This window comes from Actinomycetospora lutea (assembly GCF_028737205.1).
GTDB lineage: Bacteria > Actinomycetota > Actinomycetes > Mycobacteriales > Pseudonocardiaceae > Actinomycetospora > Actinomycetospora lutea.
Genome location: NZ_JAQZAL010000025.1, coordinates 1 through 19,180 on the forward strand (window position 1 = coordinate 1; position 19,180 = coordinate 19,180).

Below are 19,180 nucleotides of genomic sequence, written 5' to 3' on the forward strand. Positions count from 1 at the left end.
AGATGACGAACCCGGCGGAGAAGCAGACCGTCGACACGAACATCGCCCAGCGCGGGCCGCGCCGCTCGACCATCGTGCCCCAGAAGGCCGCGGACAGCCCGAGCATGACGATCGCGAGCTGGAACGGGAGCGCGGTCGCGGTGCCCGAGAGCCCTAGCCCCTGGCCCAGTCCGGCCTTGAGCACGCTCCAGGCGTACGCCTGCCCGATCGCGAGATGCACGGCGAGCGCGGCCGGCGGGACGAGCCAGCGACTCCAGCCCGGTGGTGCGACTACGGCGGAGCGGCTGAAGAAGCCACCCCCGGACGGGTTGCTCACGGCGAGCACCCCACTCTCGTCTGTGGTCGGACAATCGAGGCGGTGTAGGTACCCGTGAGGGAGATCACTCACACTTTTCACGCCGGGACGCGGGAGGCTCGACGGGACGCGTGACGGTGCGTCCGGGCGGCACCGTCCCTGCCTGTCCTCGACGCGCAGCACCGGACCCCGCTACGCGGGGATCGGGCTGTGTGCGGCTTCCGGAGGCCGAACGGCAAGGCCCGCTGATGGGCCGGGCGGCACATCATGCCCGGACAACGCTGCGGCCCCGTTGTCTCGGGCGCACAGTGCGTTGCAGGCACACGCGGTCCGACCGGGTCCCGTGGCGGGGCGTCCTCGGCACCACCGGAGCTTGCTCCCTCAGCTCAGCGCGGGCCGCGCGCGGGGGAGCCGCTGTCCTCCCGTGCCTGACCGGGCGGGACGGCCGCGGACCCGACGGCCCGGCCGTCGGCGGGGCCGTTGCTCTGCCGGCCCTGTCCCGGAGGGGTGGCCGGCGGGCCCACGGGCCGTCCGCCGGCCCCGTCGCCGTCGCCGTCGCCGTCGCTGGCGCCGGTGTCGCCCGAGCTCTCCTCCCGGGCCGGTCCGGACGGCACCGACGGTCGGGCGGGATCGGACTCGGACACGCTCCCGGACCGCGGGGCTCCCGGCGATCCCGGGGACCCGTTCGTGGTGTCCCCCGCCGGGCCGGACGGCACGACCGCCGGCGGCTGAGCCGGCGGCCTGGTCGGGGCGCCGGTCCGGGCGCAGAGGTCGTCGACGTTCCCGGTGCCACCGGCCGCGGAGATCAGCGCGGCGAACGCCGGGTCGGTGTCGCGGGTGGGTGCGGCGGCGCTCCAGGCCCGACACTCCGCGATCCTCGTCGGGTCGGGGAGGGCGTCGGGGTCCGCGGCCCCGGTCGACGGCCGGGCGGGGACCGACGACGTCGGCGGTGCGGTCGGGGGCCCCTCGTGCCACACCACGGCCGCCGTTCCGGTGGCCACGCCGGCACCGGCCACGGCGAGTGCGACCGCGGACGCCAGCCCCGCCGGCGTGCGCCACCAGCTGCCCCGACGGGCGGTTGCCACGCCGGCGGGGCGGGTGTGCACCGGACCGGCCGTGACGTCGGCATCGTCGGCGGCCAGGAACGCGCTGATCGCGGCGTCCTCTCCGGCGAGCTCCTCGCGGTGCGGGGCTCCGGAAGCGGCCGCGAGCAGGTCGCGGAGCGGTCCGCTGCCCGCCCCGTCGAGCAGGTCCTCCGCCTGCGCCCGTGACAGCCGACGACGTGGAGTCATGTCGGGTCCTCCGGCGCCGGTGTCCGGTCGACCTGGCGGGCGAGGGTCTTCAGGCCGCGGTGGGCCGCCACCCGCACAGCACCTGCCCGCTTGCCGAGGACGTTGCCCGCCGCTTCGGCGCTGAGGCCAACGACGGCGCGCAGGAGCACCGCCTCGGCCTGGTCCCGCGGCAACGAGGCGATGATCTCGATCGCCTGCGCGGTGGACAGGGCCGCGATCGCCGCCTCGGCCGTGTCGCCGCGGGCGGTGAGGTCGGCGAGGTCAGGCACCACCTGCAGGCCCTGGGGTTCGGCGGGACGTCGGTTGCGCAGCTTGATCAGGTCCAGCGCGCGGTGGCGCGTGATGCTCGCCGCCCACCCGCGGAAGCCCTCGAGGTCGCCGAAGAACGACGGCAGGTCGCGGGCGATCTGGAGCCACGCCTCGCCGGTGACGTCGTCCGCGTCCTGCCCGACCAGCGCGCGGGCGTAGCGGAAGAGGCGTGGCTGGAGCTCGCGGTAGAGCGTCGCGAACCCCGCCGGGTCGCCGCCCATGGCCCTGCGGAGGGCGTGCTCGAGGTCGTCGGGTTCGTCGACCACCGGGTCAGGCCGTGGCTCGACGCCGCGGGGGCCGTCGAGTCGTTCCGCCGCCGGCGGGGTGCGCGGCGAGGTCACGACGACGCACTCGCCGCGCCCGTCCGGCGCCGTCCCCCTCGACGTCGACGCCGGACGGGCCGGGAGCCCCGGCGCGGGTCCGAGCGCTGTGCGCCCGGACCCGCTCGGGGGCGTCCTCCCGGGCGCCGCTGCTCCTGCCCGAGCAGCAGCACCTCGGGACCGCAGGTGCGCTGCACCCCCACGACAGCACACCCCCTCCGGCCGGTTCGGTCCGCGCACCCCTCGACGGGTCGTGCGCGAGCCCACTGCCGGTCAGCGACACGGCGCGGCAACCCGTTACACCCGCGTCGGTCAGGAACGCCCCGCGTCGCTCGACGGCCGACAGCCGGGCAGCCAGAGGTCCGAGGTGTCCGGATCGTCGTCGGTCGTCGACACGGGCTCGACGAACCGAGCCGGGCGTTCACCGATCTCCCCCGCATCGGTTCCGGGGCCGTCGGGCGGCCCCACCTCACGACAGGTCGCGTCGTAGATCGGGGTCTCGCCGCTCACGACCCCGCCACCGACCGGCCGCCCCGCACCCTCACTGCGTTCGACCGGTACCGCCACCTCGTGCGACGGGTCGACCGTGACGGCCGACTGGTGCCGATCGAGAGCACCGGCGTGGGCGCCATCGCGTCGGCGGGTGCTGCGGCTCCGCAGCGCCCGCGACATCGCCCCGGCTCCCGTTCTCGTGTGGCCACGCGGTGGGAGCGACGTCGACGCGGTTGGTGTTACACCGAGCACGGCCCGTGTTCACGGGCGTCGGGTTCGCTGTCGGTCGCCCCCGGCGAGGTCTCCGAGCCCCCTCACCGGCCGGTCGGGCCCGGCCCGAGCCCCGGGGAGCGCCGTCGCGCTCGGGACCGGTCCACGGGCGCCCAGAACGACGCCCCGCAGGCCGGGCACTGGACCAGCAGTTCCTGTCGATGGGTGTCCTCGCGGATCAACTCGTGGACCCGGTTGAGACAACCTCCGGTGACACACGGGACGTCGGCACCCACGTCACCCCCAGCGCCGAGGCGCGGGTCGCGCGTTACACCCTCGCCGGCGTCCCCGTCTCGCGACGCGGCCGTCGATGCCGGAGGCCGGTCGCCTCGACGAACGCGCAGTCTGCCGAGCCCGTGTCTGCTGGGCCGGGTGGCCGCACGGATGCCTTTCTTCGGCCCCCCTGTCGATGGCGCTTTCGGCGATCGCGCGCGCGGCGGGAGCGGACCTGCACGTCGGGTCACACGGAAAGCAATGATGCCTGACCATCAATCGCACCGGCCTCGAACAAGCGATCATCACTGTTTCTGGGGACGGAAACAGTCCGCGTCCAGAATATCGCGGTGGTCGGCCGAACAGCCATCCCTCTCACCGCCGGATGCACCAATTTCGCGCCAGCAGCGAATGATCAGGTAACGGTCAGGGGTGATGTCCAGATACCGGTGTGTCGGCGCGGTCTCGGCCGAGCGGCGTCGTCGGACGACGGTGCCGACAGAGCAGGGACACCACGGAGCTGGGGGCGCGGGTGCAGTCGGTCGCGAATACCGAGGGTGCGCGAGAAGTGGCGGAGCGGACGCCGAAGCACAGCAGGGGCGAGCACCGCGCGCAGATCTCTTCGGTGCCGCGCGTACTCACGGTCGCCGATCTCGTCGCCGACGGCCGGCACACGTCGTCCCAGAGCAGTCCCGACGTGCCGGGTCCGGTCCCGCCGATCCGGGACGCCGTGACCGATCGATGGGATCGACGATCGCTCGGGGACGCCGGATCGGGGACAGCTCCGGACACCGATCGATTCGCGAGGCCGTTTCCGGGGGATCGCGCGGTGGGGGTCCGGACGAATGCCGTCCCGGCGGCCACTCCGCCCGTTCGACGATCACCCGTGGTGGCCACGCCGCATCGAGCGGACGTCGCGGCGCCTGCGCTCTCGCCCGATCTTTCGCGGGGTCGGTACCGGTTTCCCGCGGACGGCGAGATGCTCGGCGACCGGACCACGGTCCTGCCGGCGGTCGCCCCGAGGCGGACGGTGTCGTTGCGCGAGGTGGAGGCGCCTCGCCGCCGCGCGTCCGCGTCCAGAACCGGACCGGTCACGGTCGCGATCCTGCCGGCGCACAACGAGGAGGAGATCATCGCGACCGCGGTGCAGGCGCTGCGCGACCAGACCGCGCCGCCCGACCGCATCATCGTGGCCTCGGACAACAGCACCGACGCCACGGTCGAGCGCGGCCGGTCCGCCGGCGCCGCGGTGCTCGAGACGGTCGACAACCGGGACAAGAAGGCCGGCGCGCTCAACCAGGTCCTCGACCAGCTGCTCCCCACCCTCGAGGACGACGACGTGGTCCTCGTGCAGGACGCCGACAGCAAGCTGGACGCCCACTTCCTGGAGGCGGCGCGGTCGTACCTCGACCGCGGCTACGGCGCGGTCGGCGGCATCTTCCGCGGTGGCCCGGGCGGTGGCTTCGTCGGGCACCTGCAGCGCAACGAGTACGCCCGGTACGCCCGGGACGTCGACCGGCTCGACGGCAAGTGCCTGGTCATCACGGGGACCGCGGCCCTGTTCCGGGTCCGTACCCTGCGGGAGGTCTCGGCGGCGCGGCGCTCCGGCAGGCTCCCGGCGGGTGACGGCCGCGGCGGCGTCTACGACACGACCGTGCTCACCGAGGACAACGAGCTGACCTTCGCGCTCCTCCACCTCGGCCACAAGGTCATCTCCCCGTCACGGTGCACCCTCGTGACCGAGGTGATGGAGTCCTGGGGCGCCCTGTGGAGGCAGCGCCTGCGGTGGAAGCGGGGTGCCGTCCAGAACTGTCTCCAGTACGGGCTGACGCGCATCACGTGGCGGTACTGGGGCCGGCAGATCGTGACGTTCCTCGGCTGTCTCGTCTCCGCGGCCTACATCGGCTCCCTGATCTGGGCACTGTTCGGCGGGGGCATCCACATCCACGCCTTCTGGCTCGGGGTGACGGCCATCTTCGTCGTCGAACGCATCGTCACGGTGCGGCTGCGCGGATGGCGCCAGATGGTCCTGGCGGCCTCGATGTACGAATTGATCATCGATTACTTCCTCCAGGCCTGCCACATCAAGGCCTACTGCGACGTCCTGCTCGGCAGGACCGGCAGCTGGAACTGAGACGGGAGACCGCAGCATGTACAACTTCGGTGTGGCGCCGCTCGCGATGGGTGTGGGTGCCGGCGCGAGCCTGCCGTTCCTGGAGATGTCCCCGTTCTGGGTCGTCCTGGCGACGTTCGCCCTCGTCGCGTGCGGCAGTGCCATCAGGAGGGTGCTGCCCCGGATCGTCGTCGCCGATCCGGCCGTCCCTGCTCCGGCCGAGCGGGACCGGCGCGTGGGAAAGCATGCGCGACGGTGAGGTCCGCCGGCGGGCGCTGTGGCGTGTCGCGATGGCCCTGCTGCTGGCGGCGACCCCGTTCATCGCCGGCTCGGCCGTCGCCGGTCCCGACCCGTCCCCGTCGGTCGCGCCGGGGCCGCAGGAGGAACGCGGGGCGTGCCCGCGCGGCTACGTCGCCCTGACCTTCGACGACGGACCCGACCCGGTGACGACGCCGCAGATCGCCGCGATCCTGCGGGCCCACGATGCGCGGGCGACGTTCTTCGTCATCGGCACGCTGGCCGCGACGCACCCCGACATCGTCCGCCGGCTCCGGGTGGACGGGATGACCGTCGCGAACCACACCTACGACCACCCCTTTCTCGACCAGCTCCCCGCCGAGGACGTCCGTCGCGAGCTCCAGGAGACCAACGCGATCCTCGACGGGCTGGCCGGGCCCGCGCCCGTGCTGTTCCGGCCGCCCTACGGCCGCACCAACGCCACGGTCGAGGCGGTCGCGCGCAGCCTGGGCATGACCCAGGTGCTGTGGACCCACGACTCCGACGACTACGACCGGGTCCCCGCCCAGCAGGTGGTCGCGGCGGCGCGCCGGGCCGGTGACGGCGACGTCCTGCTGCTCCACGAGGGGCTCGCGACCACGGTGGAGGCGCTGCCGCAGGTCCTCGCCGACCTGAGGGCGAGGGGGCTGTGCTCGGGACGGATCGTGCCGTCGACCTCGCCCCGGCGGGCCTGGGTGGACTACACCGGTGACGACCGCACCTACTACTACGCCAGGACCGCCCGGTGGTGACGGATCGGTGAACGCCCTGCTGGCCCTCGTGCTCGTGGCCGCGGTGAGCGGGTGCGGGGTCGAGCCCGCACCACCACCGGCGTACACCTTCGTCGACGAGTTCGACGGCCCGGCCGGGGCGGCGCCCGACGGGTCCCGGTGGACGTTCGACCTCGGTGCCGGCGGCTGGGGCAACGGCGAGCTCCAGACGTACACGGGGTCGCGGGAGAACTCCTTCCTCGACGGGTCGGGCCACCTCGTCCTGCGCGCGACCAGGACCGTCGTCGCGCGGGCGGGATCGCCGGAGGAGGTCGCCTTCCGCTCGGCGCGGATCACGACCAGGGACCGGTTCGCGCAGCGCTACGGCCACTGGGAAGCGCGGTTGCGGATCGAGAGCCGGCGCGGGGTGTGGCCGGCGTGGTGGATGCTGGGCGACAACCACGCCACCGAGGGCTGGCCGCTCAGCGGCGAGATCGACGTGGTCGAGGACTACGGCTTCTCCGCCGTGGAGTCGAGCGTGCACACGGGCACGAGCCCGTCGGCGCTCGTCAGCTGGTCCGGCGGGACGGGCAACGACGCCGGGTTCCACACGTTCCGCATGGACTGGTCCCCCGAGGGCGTGTCGTTCGCCCGCGACGGCGTCCCCTATGCCGCGCTGGCGTGGGCACCCGGCGACCCCCGGATCCCGACCGACCCGGCACGACCGATGTCGATGCTGCTCAACCTCGCGGTGGGCGGAGCGATCGGGGTCCCGCCGCCCGAGACGGAGTTCCCCGTCGACCTGGTGGTCGACTACGTGCGGGTGTGGTCGTGAGCGCGGCGTCAGCCCGCGCGGCGGACGAGGACGAGCTGCGAGCGCCGGAGACGCGCGGAGGCGTTCTCGGCGAGCAGGGAGTTGCGGCGCCGGACGATGGCCGTGGCGAGCTCGCGGGTGGCCGCGACGATCTCCTCGGGGTCGTCGTCCTCCGCGACCGAGCGGGCGGTGCAGCGCTCGACGATCTCGCCGATGGTGACGACCGCGCGGGCGAGCTCGTCGAGGGCGTCGCTGGACCAGTCGAAGCGGTCGGGACCGGCGGGGTGGGCGCGGCTGTGCTCCAGCATCTCGGCGAGCGCGTCGGATGCCTCCCGCGCGAGCCTGGCCGCCGCCTCGTCCTTGTGCACGTCCGCCTTCATCGTCGCTCGAGAACCCGGTGGTGGGTGTCCGTTGAGACGCCGAACCAATCCCCGACAGCATAGACCGTCGAGGAGTGGGGAGGACCCGGCCGGCGGGGGGACACCGACCGGGTCCGGTGCCGATCACGGGGGGCATGACCGGCGGCGATCATCCTTGCATGTGCATGTACAGCTGCAAAGAGCGCCCCCGGACGATCCGCTCGTCTGAGCGCAGCGTGCCACCATGGAGCCGGCACGGCCGACGAGACGAGGGGAGGGCCCGGTGCGGATACGACTCGTCGACGGTCCCTGCCGGGGGGACCACGACCTGCGCATCGCCGACGGCGCCAGCCTGCCCGAGGAGTACCTGGTGCTGGTGGAGGCCGGCCCGCGCCAGAAGGTCACCGAGATCTTCGGCGGCACGATCCCCGGGGTCAACGTCTTCGCGGTCCACCGGCTCGCGCGCCGCGACGCCGACGGCACCCCGGTCTACGCGTTCACGGGGCGCCGGGAGTCGCGCGGGTACTAGACACAGCGACCCCGAGGACGTCGTGATCCCCGGGGTCGCTTCTGTGCGGTGTGACGTCAGTTGGACTTGAAGGCGTCCTTGATCTTCTCGCCGGCCTGCTTGATGTCGCCCTTGGTCTGGTCGGCCTTGCCCTCGTGGCGCAGTTCCTCGTCGCCGTTGAGCGTGCCGGCGGTCTCCTTGACCTTGCCCTTGAGCTTGTCGGACTGGTTGTCGATCTTGTCGTCAGCGGCCATGGACGGCGGCTACCCGATCAGGGGTGCGCCTCAACCCCCGGCCGGGACGAGCAGCACCCAGACCGGTCCGGGCGCGAACGCCACCGGCCGACGGTCCGGTCCGAGGACGGCGGTCGGGTCGGTCGGCGTCGGGCGCGACCAGCGGGCGGGGTAGGCGCGGCCGTCGCGCAGCACCTCGGCCTCGCCCTCGCCGGTGGTGACCGCGTACGGCGAGACCGCCCCGGCGGCGTCGCGGATCGCCGACGGGCGGGTCGTCACGCGCTGGATCAGGACCGTGGCCACACCGATCGGCTCGCCGCCGGTCGCGGGGACCGCCGGGTCGCCGCCGCCGGGCTCGACGAGCCACCGGCCACGCACGGCGTTCCACGTCAGCCCCAGCTCCGCGGTCCCGAACACGACGTCGCGGTGCCGCACGACCTCGCCGCCGGACGGGGTGGCGCCGAACCGGAAGCCGATGTCGCGCGGCGGCGACGCCCCGCCGGCGGCGGCGAGCAGGGCGGCGGGGTCGGCGTAGAGGTTGACCGGCGCGCGCCGGGCGGCGTCGCGGCGGAAGGCGGAGCCGGCGGTCTGCGGGGTCAGCGGCACGAGCGAGGCGCCGGCCAGCGTGCCCGCGAGCTCCGGTGCCGAGCCGGAGAACGCGAGCCCGGGGCGCCCGTAGGCGCCGAGCACCGTCACGTCGGACTCGCGCGCGCTGCGCACCGGGCCGACCGAGGCCGGCAGGCGCGAGGAGAAGACGGCGAGCAGCCGGGTCGTGCCGCCCTCGACGGGTTCGACGTAGACGACGTCCGCGTCCTCCACGCCGGTCCAGGGGCGGCCGGCGGGCGAGTTGTCGACCTTGACCGCCAGCGCCGGGGCGTCGGCGGGGGCGGGCGTGCCGGTCAGCGGCGAGGCCCGGGTGTCGGACCCGGCGCACCCGCTGACCAGCAGCGCGGCGGCGAGGAGGACGAGCAGGCCTCGCGGCACCGGTTACCTCGCTCTCTCGTCCGTCCCGACCCCGGCGGCGCCCTATCCTTACCGTGTGACGTCCGTGAACCCGGAGCCCGGTGATCCCGCGGCCCTGCGTGTCTCGGACGTGGAGCGCGAGCAGGTGCAGCAGTTCCTCGCGCGGGCGATGGTGGCCGGGCAGATCACCGCCGGCGAGTACAGCGAGCGGTCCGCCGCGGCCCTCGCCGCCCGGTTCCGGCGCGACCTCGAGGGCCTGCTCGACGACCTGCCCGGCGCGGAGCTGCACGTCTCCCGGTCGGTCGACGTCCTCGACCTCCGGGCCGGCGTCGGCGGCGCGATCAGCCGCCGCGGCTACTGGCGGGTGCCGCCGCTCGTGCGCGTCCACAGCTGGGTGGGCGGGGTGACCCTCGACTTCAGCGGGGCGGAGTTCACGACGCCGGTGGTCGCCGTGGAGCTCGCGACCGGGATGTGCTCGCCGGTCCTGGTGCTGCCCGAGCACGCCACGGCGGACGTCGACGACCTGCGGATCTCGGCCGGGAAGGTCCGCGACGACATCCGGCACCGGCGCGAGCGCGGCGTCCCGCACCTCGTGGTGCGCGGCCGCCACAGCCTGGGGGACGTGGTCCTGCGCCACCCGCGCAAGCCGCGGTGGCGCCCGGGACGCAGGAAGACCACCGTGACGCGTGAGGGTGACGGCGCGCCGGGTCGACGCAACGGGGACTGATCGGGGACCCCGGTACGGTCACGACAGACGCGGGATCCGGCGGGAGGAGGCGGACAGGTGGGGCTGGCGGAGCTGGGCCCGGGCATGCCCGTCCTCGTGGTGCTCGTCGCGGGCGTCCTGACGGCCCTCGTCATGGGGCCGCTGCACCGTCGTGCCACCCACCAGCGCCGGGCGGCGATGCTCGTCGACCGGGTCGTCACCGACCGCGTCGCGCGCCTCACCGGTGCCGAGCGCCGGCGCGCCCGCCGGCACCTCCACCGCGCCGCCGACCTGCCGGTGCCCCGCGCGATCGGGCTGACGGTGCTCACGGCGACCGTGACCGCGGCGGTCGGCGCGCTCACCGTCTCGCTGGTCGCCGACGAGCTCGGCCAGGACCGCCGCCTCGCGGTCCGCGGGCTCATCGCGCAGCTGGAGGACCTGGGGCTGCCGGCCCCGACCGGCTCCGGTCCCACGATCACCGTCGTCGGCCTGGTGCTGCTCGCGGCGCTGTGCCTCGGGGTCGCCGGGCTCTGGGTCGGCGGCCTGGACGTCGAGCGCCGCCGGGCGATGCCGGTGACGCGCCCGTGGCCGACGAGCCGCGGCAAGGCCGTCCTGGCGCTCGGCCTGCTGCTGGGCCTCGCGCTCGTCCTCGCAGGCGGCTCGCTCGCGGTCCCGGGCGTGGGCCTGGGCGCGGCGGTGTTCCTCCTCGCGCACGGCGTCGTCACCCGCATCGCCCGCCCGCGCGCGTGCCGCGAGGCGCCCGTGGTGCCCGAGGCACTGCGGGCCGCGCGCCTGCCCGCGGTCAAGGAGCGCCGTCTGCTGCGCGCGCGCCGCGCGAAGGAGCAGCCCGATCCCGCGCTCCCGGCGGCGCCCCCCTCGGCCCCCGCGGCCGTACCCGCGGCGCCCGCCCCGCGTCGCGGGCTCTCGGTGCCGTCGCGGTCGGCCCCGCCCCCGCCGCCGGCGGTCGGGCCGTCGACGCGCCTGGTCGACATGGCCGCGCCCGAGCAGCCGCTGACCCCGCACGACCCGCGCTCGGTCGGCGAGTACACGCTCACCGGCCGGCTGGGCTCCGGCGGCATGGGCACCGTCTACCTGGGGCACCGGGCCGGCACCCACGGCGTGGTCGCCATCAAGGTGCTCGCGCCGCACCTGCTCGACGACGTCGACGCCCGCACGCGCTTCCTGCGCGAGGGCCAGACGCTGCAGAAGGTCACCGGCGACTACACGGCGCGGATCTACAGCGTCGGCTTCGACGGCTCGATGCCCTACATCGTCATGGAGCGCCTCGACGGCCCGTCGCTGCACGCCTTCGTCGCCGCCTCCGGCGCGGTCACCGACGGCGACATGCTCACGCGCACGGCGATCGCGCTGGCCCGGGCGCTCGCGGCACTGCACGCCGACGGGATCACCCACCGCGACCTCAAGCCCGGCAACGTGCTGCTGACCTCGGCCGGCCCCAAGGTCGTCGACTTCGGCATCGCCCGCGTCGTCGGGCAGACCCACCACACGCCGGCCGGGAACATGGTCGGCACGCCCGGCTACATGGCGCCCGAGCAGGTCACCGGCAACGGCGCCGGCCCCGCCACCGACGTCTGGGCCTGGGCGTGCTGCGTCGTCTTCGCCGCGCGCGGCGACCACCTCTTCGACGGGGACAACATCCTGGACATCGCCCGCCGGATCCTCGACGGTCCCGGCCCCGAGGCCTTCGCCGCCGTGCACCGGCTCTCGCCCCGCCTGGTGCCCGTGCTGCGCCGCGCGACGGCCCAGGAGGTCGGCGACCGCCCGCGCGACGGGGCCGCCCTGCTGCGCCTGCTCGACCGCAGCGGCGCCACCGCCGTCGCCAGCCCCACCGGGTGGGACCGCCTGGTCGGCGGGGGTGTCCGGTGACCGAGCGCGGCGAACCGGCACGCCACCGGCGCGCTGCTACGGTGCGATCGCTCCGCCCGGCGGTCCGCCCGGGCCGACCCGGCAACGGCTCGTCGAGCCCTCGTGAGGACGGTGACTGGTCGGTGGCGTCGTGGGACGACCTCGTGCTCTGGGTGCGGGTGCGCTACGAGGTGATGGCGCAGGACCAGCACAGCCTGACGTTCCGGCTCCCCACGTCGGAGGACCGCACGCAACTGGTCTACGTGCACCACAAGGGCGTCGTCGACGGGCACGACTGGCTGCAGATCGAGTCGCCGATCGGCCGCCTCGACGAGATCGACGCGCGCCGGCTGCTCGAGCTCGCCGAGGACGCCGTGGTCGGCGGCGCGGCGGCGGTGGGCGGTGTCGCGGTGTTCCGCCACGCCACGCCGCTCGAGGACCTGTCGTTCGCCGAGTTCGACGGCCCGTTCCGTCTGGTCACGCGCATCGCCGACCAGCTCGAGCACGCCCTCACCGGCACCGACCGCTACTAGGGTCACCGGGGTGGACGTCGTCGAGTTCCGCCCCGAGCCGTCGCAGTACGCCTACACGTTCGGTGGCGTCGCCCCGATCCGGGAGGTCGAGCCCGGCAGCGTGCTGCGCCTGTGGTGCGACGATGCCTTCGGCGGCACGCTGCGATCCACGTCCGACCTGGCCAGCGCGAACCTGCGGATGGGCTTTCTCAACCCGCAGACCGGCCCGTTCGCGGTCCGCGGTGCCGAGCCGGGCGACACGCTCGTGCTGCACCTCGTCGACCTCACCCCGGCGCGCGACTGGGGCGCCTCGACGCTCGTGCCGTTCTTCGGCGGGCTCACCGGCACCGACCGCACGGCGCTGCTCAACGAGCCGCTCGAGGAACGCACCTGGATCTACGAGCTCGACCGCGCCCGGCGCACGGTCACGTTCACCGCGAGCCGCGCCGACCTCTCGATCGACCTGCCGCTCGCGCCGATGCTCGGCACCGTCGGCGTCGCGCCCGCGGTGGGCGAGGTGCGCTCGTCGCTCACCCCGGACGCCTTCGGCGGCAACATGGACACCCCGGAGATGCGCGCCGGCGCGACCTGCTACCTGCCGGTCAACGAGCCGGGAGCGATCTTCTCGGTCGGTGACGGGCACTACCGCCAGGGCGAGGGCGAGTCGTGCGGCATCGCGGTCGAGGGCGCCATGGACGTCACGCTGATCGTCGACCTGGTCAAGGCCTCGCAGGCGAGCGCGCCGCTGTGGCCGCGGCTCGAGAACGACGACGAGATCCTCGTGGTCGGCTCGTCGCGCCCGCTCGAGGACGCCTGGCGGATCAGCCAGGTCGAGATGATCACCTGGCTCGGCGGTCTGCTCGGCCTCGACCGCCTCGACGCCTACCAGCTGCTCACCCAGGTCTCGCTGGCCCCGCTGGCCAACGTCGTCGACACGAACTACAGCGCGGTGACGAAGGTGTCGAAGGCGCTGGTGCCCGGACTCCGGCCCCTCGACGGGCTGCACGCGGACCTGCGTGAGCGCGCACGGTCCCTGACCTGACAGGAGCCCCACCATGGACCTCCAGCTCGCGGGGCGCACCGCGCTCGTCACCGGCGGCAGCCGCGGCATCGGGCGGGCGATCGTCGAGGGGCTGGCGGCCGAGGGCGCCACGGTCGCCTTCTGCGCCCGCACCGCCGACGCCGTGCGCACCGCCGAGGAGGAGATGCGCGGCGCCGGGTGGGACGTGCACGGCACCGCGGTGGACGTCGCCGACGGCGACGCCCTCGCCACCTGGGTGCGGGCGTGCGCGACGGCCCACGGCGGCATCGACGCAGTGGTCGCGAACGTCTCGGCGCTGGCGATCCCGTCGTCCGAGGAGAACTGGGCCGCGAGCTTCACCACCGACATGCTCGGCACCGTGCGCCTCGTCGAGGCGGCGCTGCCATCGCTCGAGGCCAGCGATGCCGGCGCGATCGTGACGATCTCGAGCGTTTCCGGCCGGGAGATCGACTTCGCGGCAGGCCCGTACGGGACCTTCAAGGGCGCGATCGTCCACTACACCCAGGGCCTGGCCCACCAGCTCGCCGGCCGGGTGCGCGCCAACACCGTGTCCCCGGGCAACGTCTACTTCGCGGGCGGGGTGTGGGAGTCGATCGAGGAGAACAACCCGGACCTCTACCAGCACGCCCTCGGTCTCAACCCGACCGGGCGCATGGCCCGGCCGGAGGAGATCGCCCGGGCCGTGGTGTTCCTGGCCAGCCCGGCGGCGACGTTCATCAGCGGCACCAACCTGCTGGTCGACGGCGCGCTGACCCGCGGCGTGCAGCTGTAGGTGAGCCTCAGCGCGATACCGGGGCCGCCGCGAGCAGGGCGGCCAGCGACCGGACGCGCTCCGCGGCGACGTGCACGAGCCGGGCGACGGCCCGGACGCACGTGCGCACGATGCCGGGGGGCGGCGTGTCGCACACGGCCGCGTCGGTGCGGCGCCGGGGCGCCGGGACGAGCGCGGCGGAGGGAGCCGGCGCGTCCATCCGCTCGAGGGCGGGCGCGACACGCGGGAACGGGACCGTCGGGCCCCACGGATCCCCGCCCGCCCCGCCGCCCGCGCGGATGTCCGCCCGGCCGCCGTCGCGCGGCGCGGGCACCCAGGGGTCCTGAGGGGCGTCCATGCCCGTGTGTCCTCTCGCCGGGGCGCGTCGTCGCCCCCGTCATCGGTCGGGACGGCGCCCCCGTTAGCGGTCGGTGACGGCGATCGCCACTGAGCGCACCGGGCCGGGACCAGTGGGGACCGCACCACGACGGAGTGACACCGGACCACCACTCACCGCATCGGACTGTCCGGTCATGGACGGTGCCCCTCCGGACCGCGACCCGGGCGTCGCGGGCGCGTTGCCTTCGTGCGGGTCCGAACGTGCTCCGTCGGGCTCGACGATCGCCGTCGACACCTCGGCGCGGTCGTGACCACAGGTGACTACGAGCGACACGGGAGGTGGTTGCTCGGTGGCGGGCACGCATGCTCGCTCGTCGGGACGGCGTCGCGCTGTCGATGTCGACCCCGCCGACGACGCCCGGGGCGCCCACGGCGGCGAGGACCGTGACCGGTCCGACGGGCGGCACCTCGACAGCGACTACGGCGACGTGAGCGCGCGCATCCGGTCGACGCCCGCGCCCGCGTCGCCCCCGGTCGGCTTCCCGTCGGCGTTCTCCACCGGGTCCTTCCGCTCCGCGACCAGCACGAACGGTGGTGGGTCGCGGGCCTCGGCCGCCGCGGGCACGGCCACCGCCGCGCGCCCCGCGGCCCGCCGCAACGACCGCCCGGACATGAAGCCCGAGAGCGCCCGCCCGGGCCCGGCCGCGCCGCCCGCCGGCGCCGGCCCGACGGGACCGGGCCGCCCGGGCGGCCGCCCCGCCACGCGCCCGAACGGCGCGCCGCACGGGGTCCCGCAGGGTGCTCCGCGGAACGCCGCCCCCGCCGCGGCGCCGGCCGGGCCGGTCGCCCCGCCCGTCCCGCCGCCGGGCGGCTCCCCGCCTCCGGGTGCGCCCGCGCGTCCCGCCGCGCCCCGCCCCCCGGCCGCTCCCGCCGCGCGCCCGACCCCGCCGCCCGCGGGGCCACCCGGCCGTCCCGCGCCGCCGCCCGCCGGCCCGGCCGGTCGCCCCACGCCGCCGCCCGCGGGTCCGGCCGGCCCGCGCGGGGCCGCGCCCGCCGCGCCCGCCCCGGCCCCGCCCCGCGGCGCCCCCGCCGGTCCGCCGCGGGGGACCGCTCCGGCCCCGGGTGCGCCGGGCGCCCCGGCGCCCGCCGGTCCTCCCGGTCGCCCGCCCGGCCGCCCGCCCGCGACCCCGGCGCCGATCCCGGCCCCGACACCGGCACCGACCACGACGTCCACGACGTCCACGACGTCCGCCACCGCCGCCGCGCTCCCGGCCGCCCGCCCGGACGGCGACGCCGAGAGCCCCGCGCGCCGCCGCCCCACCGGCACCGCGCAGATGCCCGCCGTCGACGCACCGTCGCCGCGGGCCCACAGCTCCGGCCCGCTGCCGAAGCGCGCCGACGACCCCGACGACGTCGACGATGTCGCGGACGCGCCACACGACGACCGCGACGACGACCGGGACGACGACCGCGACGACGACGGCGCGGGCGCCACGCGCGCCACCCGGACCGGTGCGGCGCGCACGACGACGCGCCGGGCCGCGCCGGCCACGACCCGCGCGCGCACCGCCGGCGGCCGCTCCCGCACCACGACCACCCGCACCACGACCACCCGCACCACGAGCACCCGCACCACCGCCCACCGCTCGCCGGGGCGCCCGCCGGAGACCGCCGACGCCTCCCGCGTCCCGCGCGGGCGCGTCGCCGCCGCGATCGCGGCGGTGCTGAGCGTGGTGGCCGCGCGCGTCGTGCGCCTGCCCCACGGCGACACGGTGGTCGCGTTCGGCCGCCGGGTGCGCGCGCGGGTCGTGCTCTACCTCGACGGCCCGCACCCCGAGGTGCTGGCACCCGCCGCCCTGCGCTGGCGCCGCCTGCGCCGCACCGCCTACGCCGCCGTCGGCGCGATGGTCGCGGCGCCGGTGCTCGCGATGGTGGTCGGGTTGCTGTTCATCCCCGTGCCCAACGCCGACGACGCTGTGGAGAGCCAGCTCAACACGGTGTCGTTCTCCGACGGCACGGTGCTCGCGCGCATAGCGCCCGGCGAGCAGGGCAACCGGCAGAAGGTCGGCCTCGAGCAGGTGCCGCCGCCGGTGCGGTTCGCGGTGCTCTCCGCCGAGGACCGCACCTTCTACTCCAACAGCGGCTTCGACGTCGTCGGCTTCGGCCGCGCCGTGTGGAAGAACCTCACCGGCGGCTCCGGCGGCGGTTCGACGATCACGCAGCAGTACGTCAAGAACGCGATGGTGGGCGACGAGTACTCGCTGATGCGCAAGTACAAGGAGCTCATCATCTCCTTGAAGATCTCGCAGGAGCGCTCGAAGGACGAGATCCTCGCCGACTACCTCAACAGCATCTACTTCGGCCGCGGCGCCTACGGCATCCAGGCCGCGTCCCAGGCCTACTTCAACCGGCCCGTCGAGACGCTGACGCCGGCCGAGGGCGCGCTGCTCGCCGGCGTGATCCAGGCGCCGTCCAAGTGGGACCCCGCGCAGAACCCCGACGACGCGCTGCGCCGATGGAACTACGTCATGGACGGGATGGTCGCCCAGAACTGGCTGGCCGCCCCGGAGCGGGCGGCCGCGCAGTTCCCGGCGACCGTGCCCCCGCGCCGCGTCACCGGCGGCGTCCCCGACGACGACCGTGGCCACATCTACAGCGCCGTCCGCGACGAGCTGCGCAGCCTCGGGATCGACCAGGACGCGCTCGTCACCCAGGGCCTGCAGATCCGGACGACGATCCAGCCCGAGGCGCAGCGCGAGGCCGTCGACGCCGTCCGCCGGAACATGCGCGAACAGCCGCAGAACCTGCGCACCTCGGCGGTGTCGATCGACCCGCGCACCGGCGGCATCCTCGCCTACTACGGCGGCGACAACGGGGCGGGCCTGGACTACGCCCGCGTCGAGAAGCAGGCGGGTTCGACGTTCAAGCCGTTCGTGCTGCTGGCCGCGCTGCAGCAGGACCCGCCGATCGGCATCTCCACGGAGTTCGACGGGCGGGCGATCCCCGGGCGCACCGTGCGCAACGTCGACGGCGCCGACTGCGCGAACTGCAGCCTCAAGCGCGCGATGACGCTGTCGAACAACGTGGTGTTCACCGCGCTCGGCAACCGGGTCGGTCCGCAGGCGGTGGCCGCCGCCGCGCGGCAGGCCGGGATCACGCAGCCGATGGACGACCCGAACAGCGGCATCTCGCTGGGCAACCAGGAGACCACCGCGGTCGACCTCGCCTCGGCCTACGCGACCTTCTCGAACGAGGGCATGTACCACCGCCCGCACCTGGTGCAGCGCGTCACCACCGCCAGCGGCGAGGTCCTCTACGACGACGCCACCGCGCAGGGCGAGCAGCGCATCGACCCGCGGGTGGCGCGCAACGTCACCGAGGCGATGCGCGACGTGCCCGAGTACGACGGGGTCTCGCTGCAGGGCGGGCGCCAGTCGGCCGGCAAGACCGGCACCGTCCAGTCCCACGTGGACAGCGAGAACAACGACGCCTGGTTCGCGGGCTACACGCCGGCCGCGTCGACGGTGGTGTGGGTCGGGACTGACGACAACACCCCGATCCGGACCTCCGACGGGCGCCCGGTCTACGGGCACGGGCTGCCCAGCGAGATCTGGAAGACGTTCATGGACGAGGCGCTGGACGACACGCCGAAGCAGACCTTCGGCGCGTTCACCCCGGTCGCGGGCACCGACCCCGGTGACACCGCCCGGTCCACCGAGTCCTCGTCACCGTCGCCGTCGAGCACGTCCTCGCCGAGCTCGTCGGCGGCGCCCACGACCACCGCGCCGTCGGCCGAGGTGCCCGCGCCGGAGGGCGAGGAGGCCCCCCCGGGCGGGGCCGAGCAGCCCGGCGACGCGGCCGCGGCGGCGCCGCCCGAGGGCGGCGAGGCGGACGCCCCCGCCGGCGCGGACCCGGCGGACAACTAGGCGAGCTCGAAGTCCGCGTCGTCGAAACCCGGGCTGACGACGCAGGTCACGAGCACCTCGGCGTCCGCGCCGGAGGGCGGTGCGGCGCGCTGCCACACCCCGCCGGGCACGAGGGCGTGGGGCCGCTGGCCGTCCTCGACGCGGTCGCCGAGGACGATCTCCTCGGCCGTGGCGTCGTCCGGCGCCTCGCCGCCGCCGCCGAGCCACAGCGTCAGCGCCGGGCCCCGGTGCCAGCACCACAGCTCGTCGGAGCGCACGCGGTGCCAGCGCGACTGCTCGCCGGGCGCGAGGACGTAGTGGATGGCCGTGGCGCCGGCCCGCGGGCCGGGGTAGCCGGCGGGGTGGTGCGCGGGGCCGGCGGTCCACGTGCGGCGGAACCAGCCGCCCTCGGGGTGGGGTGCGAGGTCGAGCGCCCGGGCCAGCGGGGGCGGGGTCGTCACGACGCGGTCATGTCCAGCGTCGCGACCACCTTCGCCGGGTGCAGGCGCACGACGAGCTCGCCCGGCACGCCGTTGCGGGCACCGAACTCCTCGGCGCGGGCGGCGCCCATGTAGCGCGCGCCGAGCGCGGTGGCCGTGCGCCGCAGCTCGTCGGGGTCCTCGGAGAGCGTCACCGAGCCCTGGACCTGCACGAACGCGAACGGCGGCTCCTCGAGGTCGACGCAGAGCACGACGCGCGGGTCGCGGGCGAAGGCGCGCCCCTTGGCGGTGTCCGCGCCGGTGTTGAAGACGATCGTGCCGTCCTCGACGAGGAACCAGACCGGGGCGACCAGCGGGCGGCCGTCCTGCGCGGTCCACCCGACCTTGCCGGTGCGGGTCCCGTGGGACAGGAAGGCGAGGATGTCGGGGTCGCTGAGGTCGGCCATGCCCCG

General features: G+C 75.4%; 21 protein-coding genes and 1 pseudogene. 11 read left to right on the plus strand and 11 right to left on the minus strand.

Annotated features, from left to right (window positions below):
* The 4 genes and pseudogenes from PHK61_RS23790 to PHK61_RS23805 form a co-directional block, all read right to left on the minus strand.
* Positions 1-316, minus strand: a pseudogene (locus PHK61_RS23790) (MFS transporter); the annotation flags it as partial.
* A 365-nt stretch (positions 317-681) separates the two neighbouring features.
* Positions 682-1,587, minus strand: a complete 906-nt coding sequence (locus PHK61_RS23795) for a hypothetical protein (RefSeq protein WP_274283507.1) — start codon at positions 1,585-1,587, stop codon at positions 682-684.
* Entirely contained in the window at positions 1,584-2,162 is a 579-nt protein-coding gene (locus PHK61_RS23800) for an RNA polymerase sigma factor (RefSeq protein WP_274283508.1), read from the minus strand. The genes PHK61_RS23795 and PHK61_RS23800 overlap by 4 nt, the downstream gene beginning before the upstream one ends.
* A 366-nt stretch (positions 2,163-2,528) precedes the next feature.
* Complete coding sequence (locus PHK61_RS23805) at positions 2,529-2,888, minus strand: hypothetical protein (RefSeq protein ID WP_274283509.1); 360 nt, start codon at positions 2,886-2,888, stop codon at positions 2,529-2,531.
* 1,282 nt (positions 2,889-4,170) lie between these two features.
* On the opposite strand from PHK61_RS23805, the gene PHK61_RS23810 reads away from it, so the two are divergent.
* From PHK61_RS23810 to PHK61_RS23825, 4 genes are read left to right on the plus strand one after another with little or no spacing between them, the layout of a single operon-like run.
* Positions 4,171-5,325 carry a glycosyltransferase family 2 protein gene (locus PHK61_RS23810; protein WP_274283510.1) on the plus strand — a complete coding sequence of 385 codons (1,155 nt, stop codon included), beginning with the start codon at positions 4,171-4,173 and terminating at the stop codon, positions 5,323-5,325.
* Positions 5,326-5,341: 16 nt separating this feature from the next.
* On the plus strand, positions 5,342-5,563 hold the full coding sequence (locus tag PHK61_RS23815; protein WP_274283511.1) for a hypothetical protein: 222 nt from the start codon (positions 5,342-5,344) through the stop codon (positions 5,561-5,563).
* Positions 5,550-6,332: a polysaccharide deacetylase family protein gene (locus PHK61_RS23820; protein ID WP_274283512.1), complete on the plus strand. Its 783-nt coding sequence runs from the start codon at positions 5,550-5,552 to the stop codon at positions 6,330-6,332. Before PHK61_RS23815 ends, PHK61_RS23820 begins: the two co-directional genes overlap by 14 nt.
* 7 nt (positions 6,333-6,339) lie before the next feature.
* Positions 6,340-7,125, plus strand: a complete 786-nt coding sequence (locus PHK61_RS23825; protein WP_274283513.1) for a glycoside hydrolase family 16 protein — start codon at positions 6,340-6,342, stop codon at positions 7,123-7,125.
* A gap of 8 nt (positions 7,126-7,133) precedes the next feature.
* On the opposite strand, the gene PHK61_RS23830 is transcribed toward PHK61_RS23825, so the two are convergent.
* Complete coding sequence (locus PHK61_RS23830; RefSeq protein ID WP_274283514.1) at positions 7,134-7,484, minus strand: hypothetical protein; 351 nt, start codon at positions 7,482-7,484, stop codon at positions 7,134-7,136.
* A gap of 262 nt (positions 7,485-7,746) precedes the next feature.
* On the opposite strand from PHK61_RS23830, the gene PHK61_RS23835 reads away from it, so the two are divergent.
* Positions 7,747-7,992, plus strand: coding sequence for a hypothetical protein (locus PHK61_RS23835; RefSeq protein WP_274283515.1), 246 nt, complete (start codon positions 7,747-7,749; stop codon positions 7,990-7,992).
* A 56-nt stretch (positions 7,993-8,048) separates the two neighbouring features.
* On the opposite strand, the gene PHK61_RS23840 is transcribed toward PHK61_RS23835, so the two are convergent.
* Both PHK61_RS23840 and PHK61_RS23845 read right to left on the minus strand, forming a co-directional pair.
* Positions 8,049-8,225, minus strand: coding sequence for a CsbD family protein (locus PHK61_RS23840; protein WP_274283516.1), 177 nt, complete (start codon positions 8,223-8,225; stop codon positions 8,049-8,051).
* A gap of 30 nt (positions 8,226-8,255) precedes the next feature.
* Entirely contained in the window at positions 8,256-9,188 is a 933-nt protein-coding gene (locus tag PHK61_RS23845) for a DUF3048 domain-containing protein (RefSeq protein WP_274283517.1), read from the minus strand.
* 55 nt (positions 9,189-9,243) lie between these two features.
* Here PHK61_RS23845 and PHK61_RS23850 point away from each other — a divergent pair, with 55 nt between their 5' ends.
* From PHK61_RS23850 to PHK61_RS23870, 5 genes are all read left to right on the plus strand, one after another.
* A complete protein-coding gene (locus PHK61_RS23850; protein WP_274283518.1) occupies positions 9,244-9,894 on the plus strand; it encodes a DUF1707 SHOCT-like domain-containing protein in 651 nt (216 codons plus the stop codon).
* 57 nt (positions 9,895-9,951) lie between these two features.
* Entirely contained in the window at positions 9,952-11,760 is a 1,809-nt protein-coding gene (locus tag PHK61_RS23855) for a serine/threonine-protein kinase (protein WP_274283519.1), read from the plus strand.
* Between the two features lie 122 nt (positions 11,761-11,882).
* On the plus strand, positions 11,883-12,272 hold the full coding sequence (locus PHK61_RS23860; RefSeq protein ID WP_274283520.1) for a hypothetical protein: 390 nt from the start codon (positions 11,883-11,885) through the stop codon (positions 12,270-12,272).
* Between the two features lie 10 nt (positions 12,273-12,282).
* The gene (locus tag PHK61_RS23865; RefSeq protein WP_274283521.1) at positions 12,283-13,293 is read left to right on the plus strand and encodes an acetamidase/formamidase family protein; all 1,011 of its coding nucleotides are present in this window, start codon (positions 12,283-12,285) and stop codon (positions 13,291-13,293) included.
* 13 nt (positions 13,294-13,306) lie between these two features.
* On the plus strand, positions 13,307-14,065 hold the full coding sequence (locus PHK61_RS23870) for an SDR family NAD(P)-dependent oxidoreductase (RefSeq protein WP_274283522.1): 759 nt from the start codon (positions 13,307-13,309) through the stop codon (positions 14,063-14,065).
* Between the two features lie 7 nt (positions 14,066-14,072).
* Here PHK61_RS23870 and PHK61_RS23875 read toward each other — a convergent pair whose 3' ends face one another.
* Both PHK61_RS23875 and PHK61_RS23880 read right to left on the minus strand, forming a co-directional pair.
* Entirely contained in the window at positions 14,073-14,402 is a 330-nt protein-coding gene (locus tag PHK61_RS23875) for a hypothetical protein (protein ID WP_274283523.1), read from the minus strand.
* 459 nt (positions 14,403-14,861) lie between these two features.
* Positions 14,862-15,710 (minus strand): hypothetical protein, encoded by an 849-nt coding sequence (locus tag PHK61_RS23880; protein ID WP_274283524.1) that lies wholly within the window; start codon positions 15,708-15,710, stop codon positions 14,862-14,864.
* A 7-nt stretch (positions 15,711-15,717) separates the two neighbouring features.
* Between PHK61_RS23880 and PHK61_RS23885 the strand changes: the two genes are divergently transcribed.
* The gene (locus PHK61_RS23885; protein WP_274283525.1) at positions 15,718-18,309 is read left to right on the plus strand and encodes a transglycosylase domain-containing protein; all 2,592 of its coding nucleotides are present in this window, start codon (positions 15,718-15,720) and stop codon (positions 18,307-18,309) included.
* Here the strand turns inward: PHK61_RS23885 and PHK61_RS23890 are convergent.
* Together PHK61_RS23890 and PHK61_RS23895 are read right to left on the minus strand one after the other, a co-directional pair.
* Entirely contained in the window at positions 18,306-18,749 is a 444-nt protein-coding gene (locus PHK61_RS23890) for a cupin domain-containing protein (protein ID WP_274283526.1), read from the minus strand. The genes PHK61_RS23885 and PHK61_RS23890 overlap by 4 nt on opposite strands.
* The gene (locus tag PHK61_RS23895) at positions 18,746-19,174 is read right to left on the minus strand and encodes a PPOX class F420-dependent oxidoreductase (protein WP_274283527.1); all 429 of its coding nucleotides are present in this window, start codon (positions 19,172-19,174) and stop codon (positions 18,746-18,748) included. The genes PHK61_RS23890 and PHK61_RS23895 overlap by 4 nt, the downstream gene beginning before the upstream one ends.
* Positions 19,175-19,180 lie beyond the last annotated feature (6 nt).

What these genes read in the sequence shown, in the direction of transcription:
- PHK61_RS23875 (WP_274283523.1), bottom strand. Translation starts at nt 14,402, where the DNA reads ATGGACGCCCCTCAGGACCCCTGGGTGCCCGCGCCGCGCGACGGCGGC.
- PHK61_RS23815 (WP_274283511.1), top strand. Translation starts at nt 5,342, where the DNA reads ATGTACAACTTCGGTGTGGCGCCGCTCGCGATGGGTGTGGGTGCCGGC.
- PHK61_RS23870 (WP_274283522.1), top strand. Translation starts at nt 13,307, where the DNA reads ATGGACCTCCAGCTCGCGGGGCGCACCGCGCTCGTCACCGGCGGCAGC.
- PHK61_RS23795 (WP_274283507.1), bottom strand. Translation starts at nt 1,587, where the DNA reads ATGACTCCACGTCGTCGGCTGTCACGGGCGCAGGCGGAGGACCTGCTC.
- PHK61_RS23830 (WP_274283514.1), bottom strand. Translation starts at nt 7,484, where the DNA reads ATGAAGGCGGACGTGCACAAGGACGAGGCGGCGGCCAGGCTCGCGCGG.
- PHK61_RS23840 (WP_274283516.1), bottom strand. Translation starts at nt 8,225, where the DNA reads ATGGCCGCTGACGACAAGATCGACAACCAGTCCGACAAGCTCAAGGGC.
- PHK61_RS23885 (WP_274283525.1), top strand. Translation starts at nt 15,718, where the DNA reads ATGCCCGCCGTCGACGCACCGTCGCCGCGGGCCCACAGCTCCGGCCCG.
- PHK61_RS23820 (WP_274283512.1), top strand. Translation starts at nt 5,550, where the DNA reads ATGCGCGACGGTGAGGTCCGCCGGCGGGCGCTGTGGCGTGTCGCGATG.
- PHK61_RS23810 (WP_274283510.1), top strand. Translation starts at nt 4,171, where the DNA reads ATGCTCGGCGACCGGACCACGGTCCTGCCGGCGGTCGCCCCGAGGCGG.
- PHK61_RS23895 (WP_274283527.1), bottom strand. Translation starts at nt 19,174, where the DNA reads ATGGCCGACCTCAGCGACCCCGACATCCTCGCCTTCCTGTCCCACGGG.
- PHK61_RS23805 (WP_274283509.1), bottom strand. Translation starts at nt 2,888, where the DNA reads ATGTCGCGGGCGCTGCGGAGCCGCAGCACCCGCCGACGCGATGGCGCC.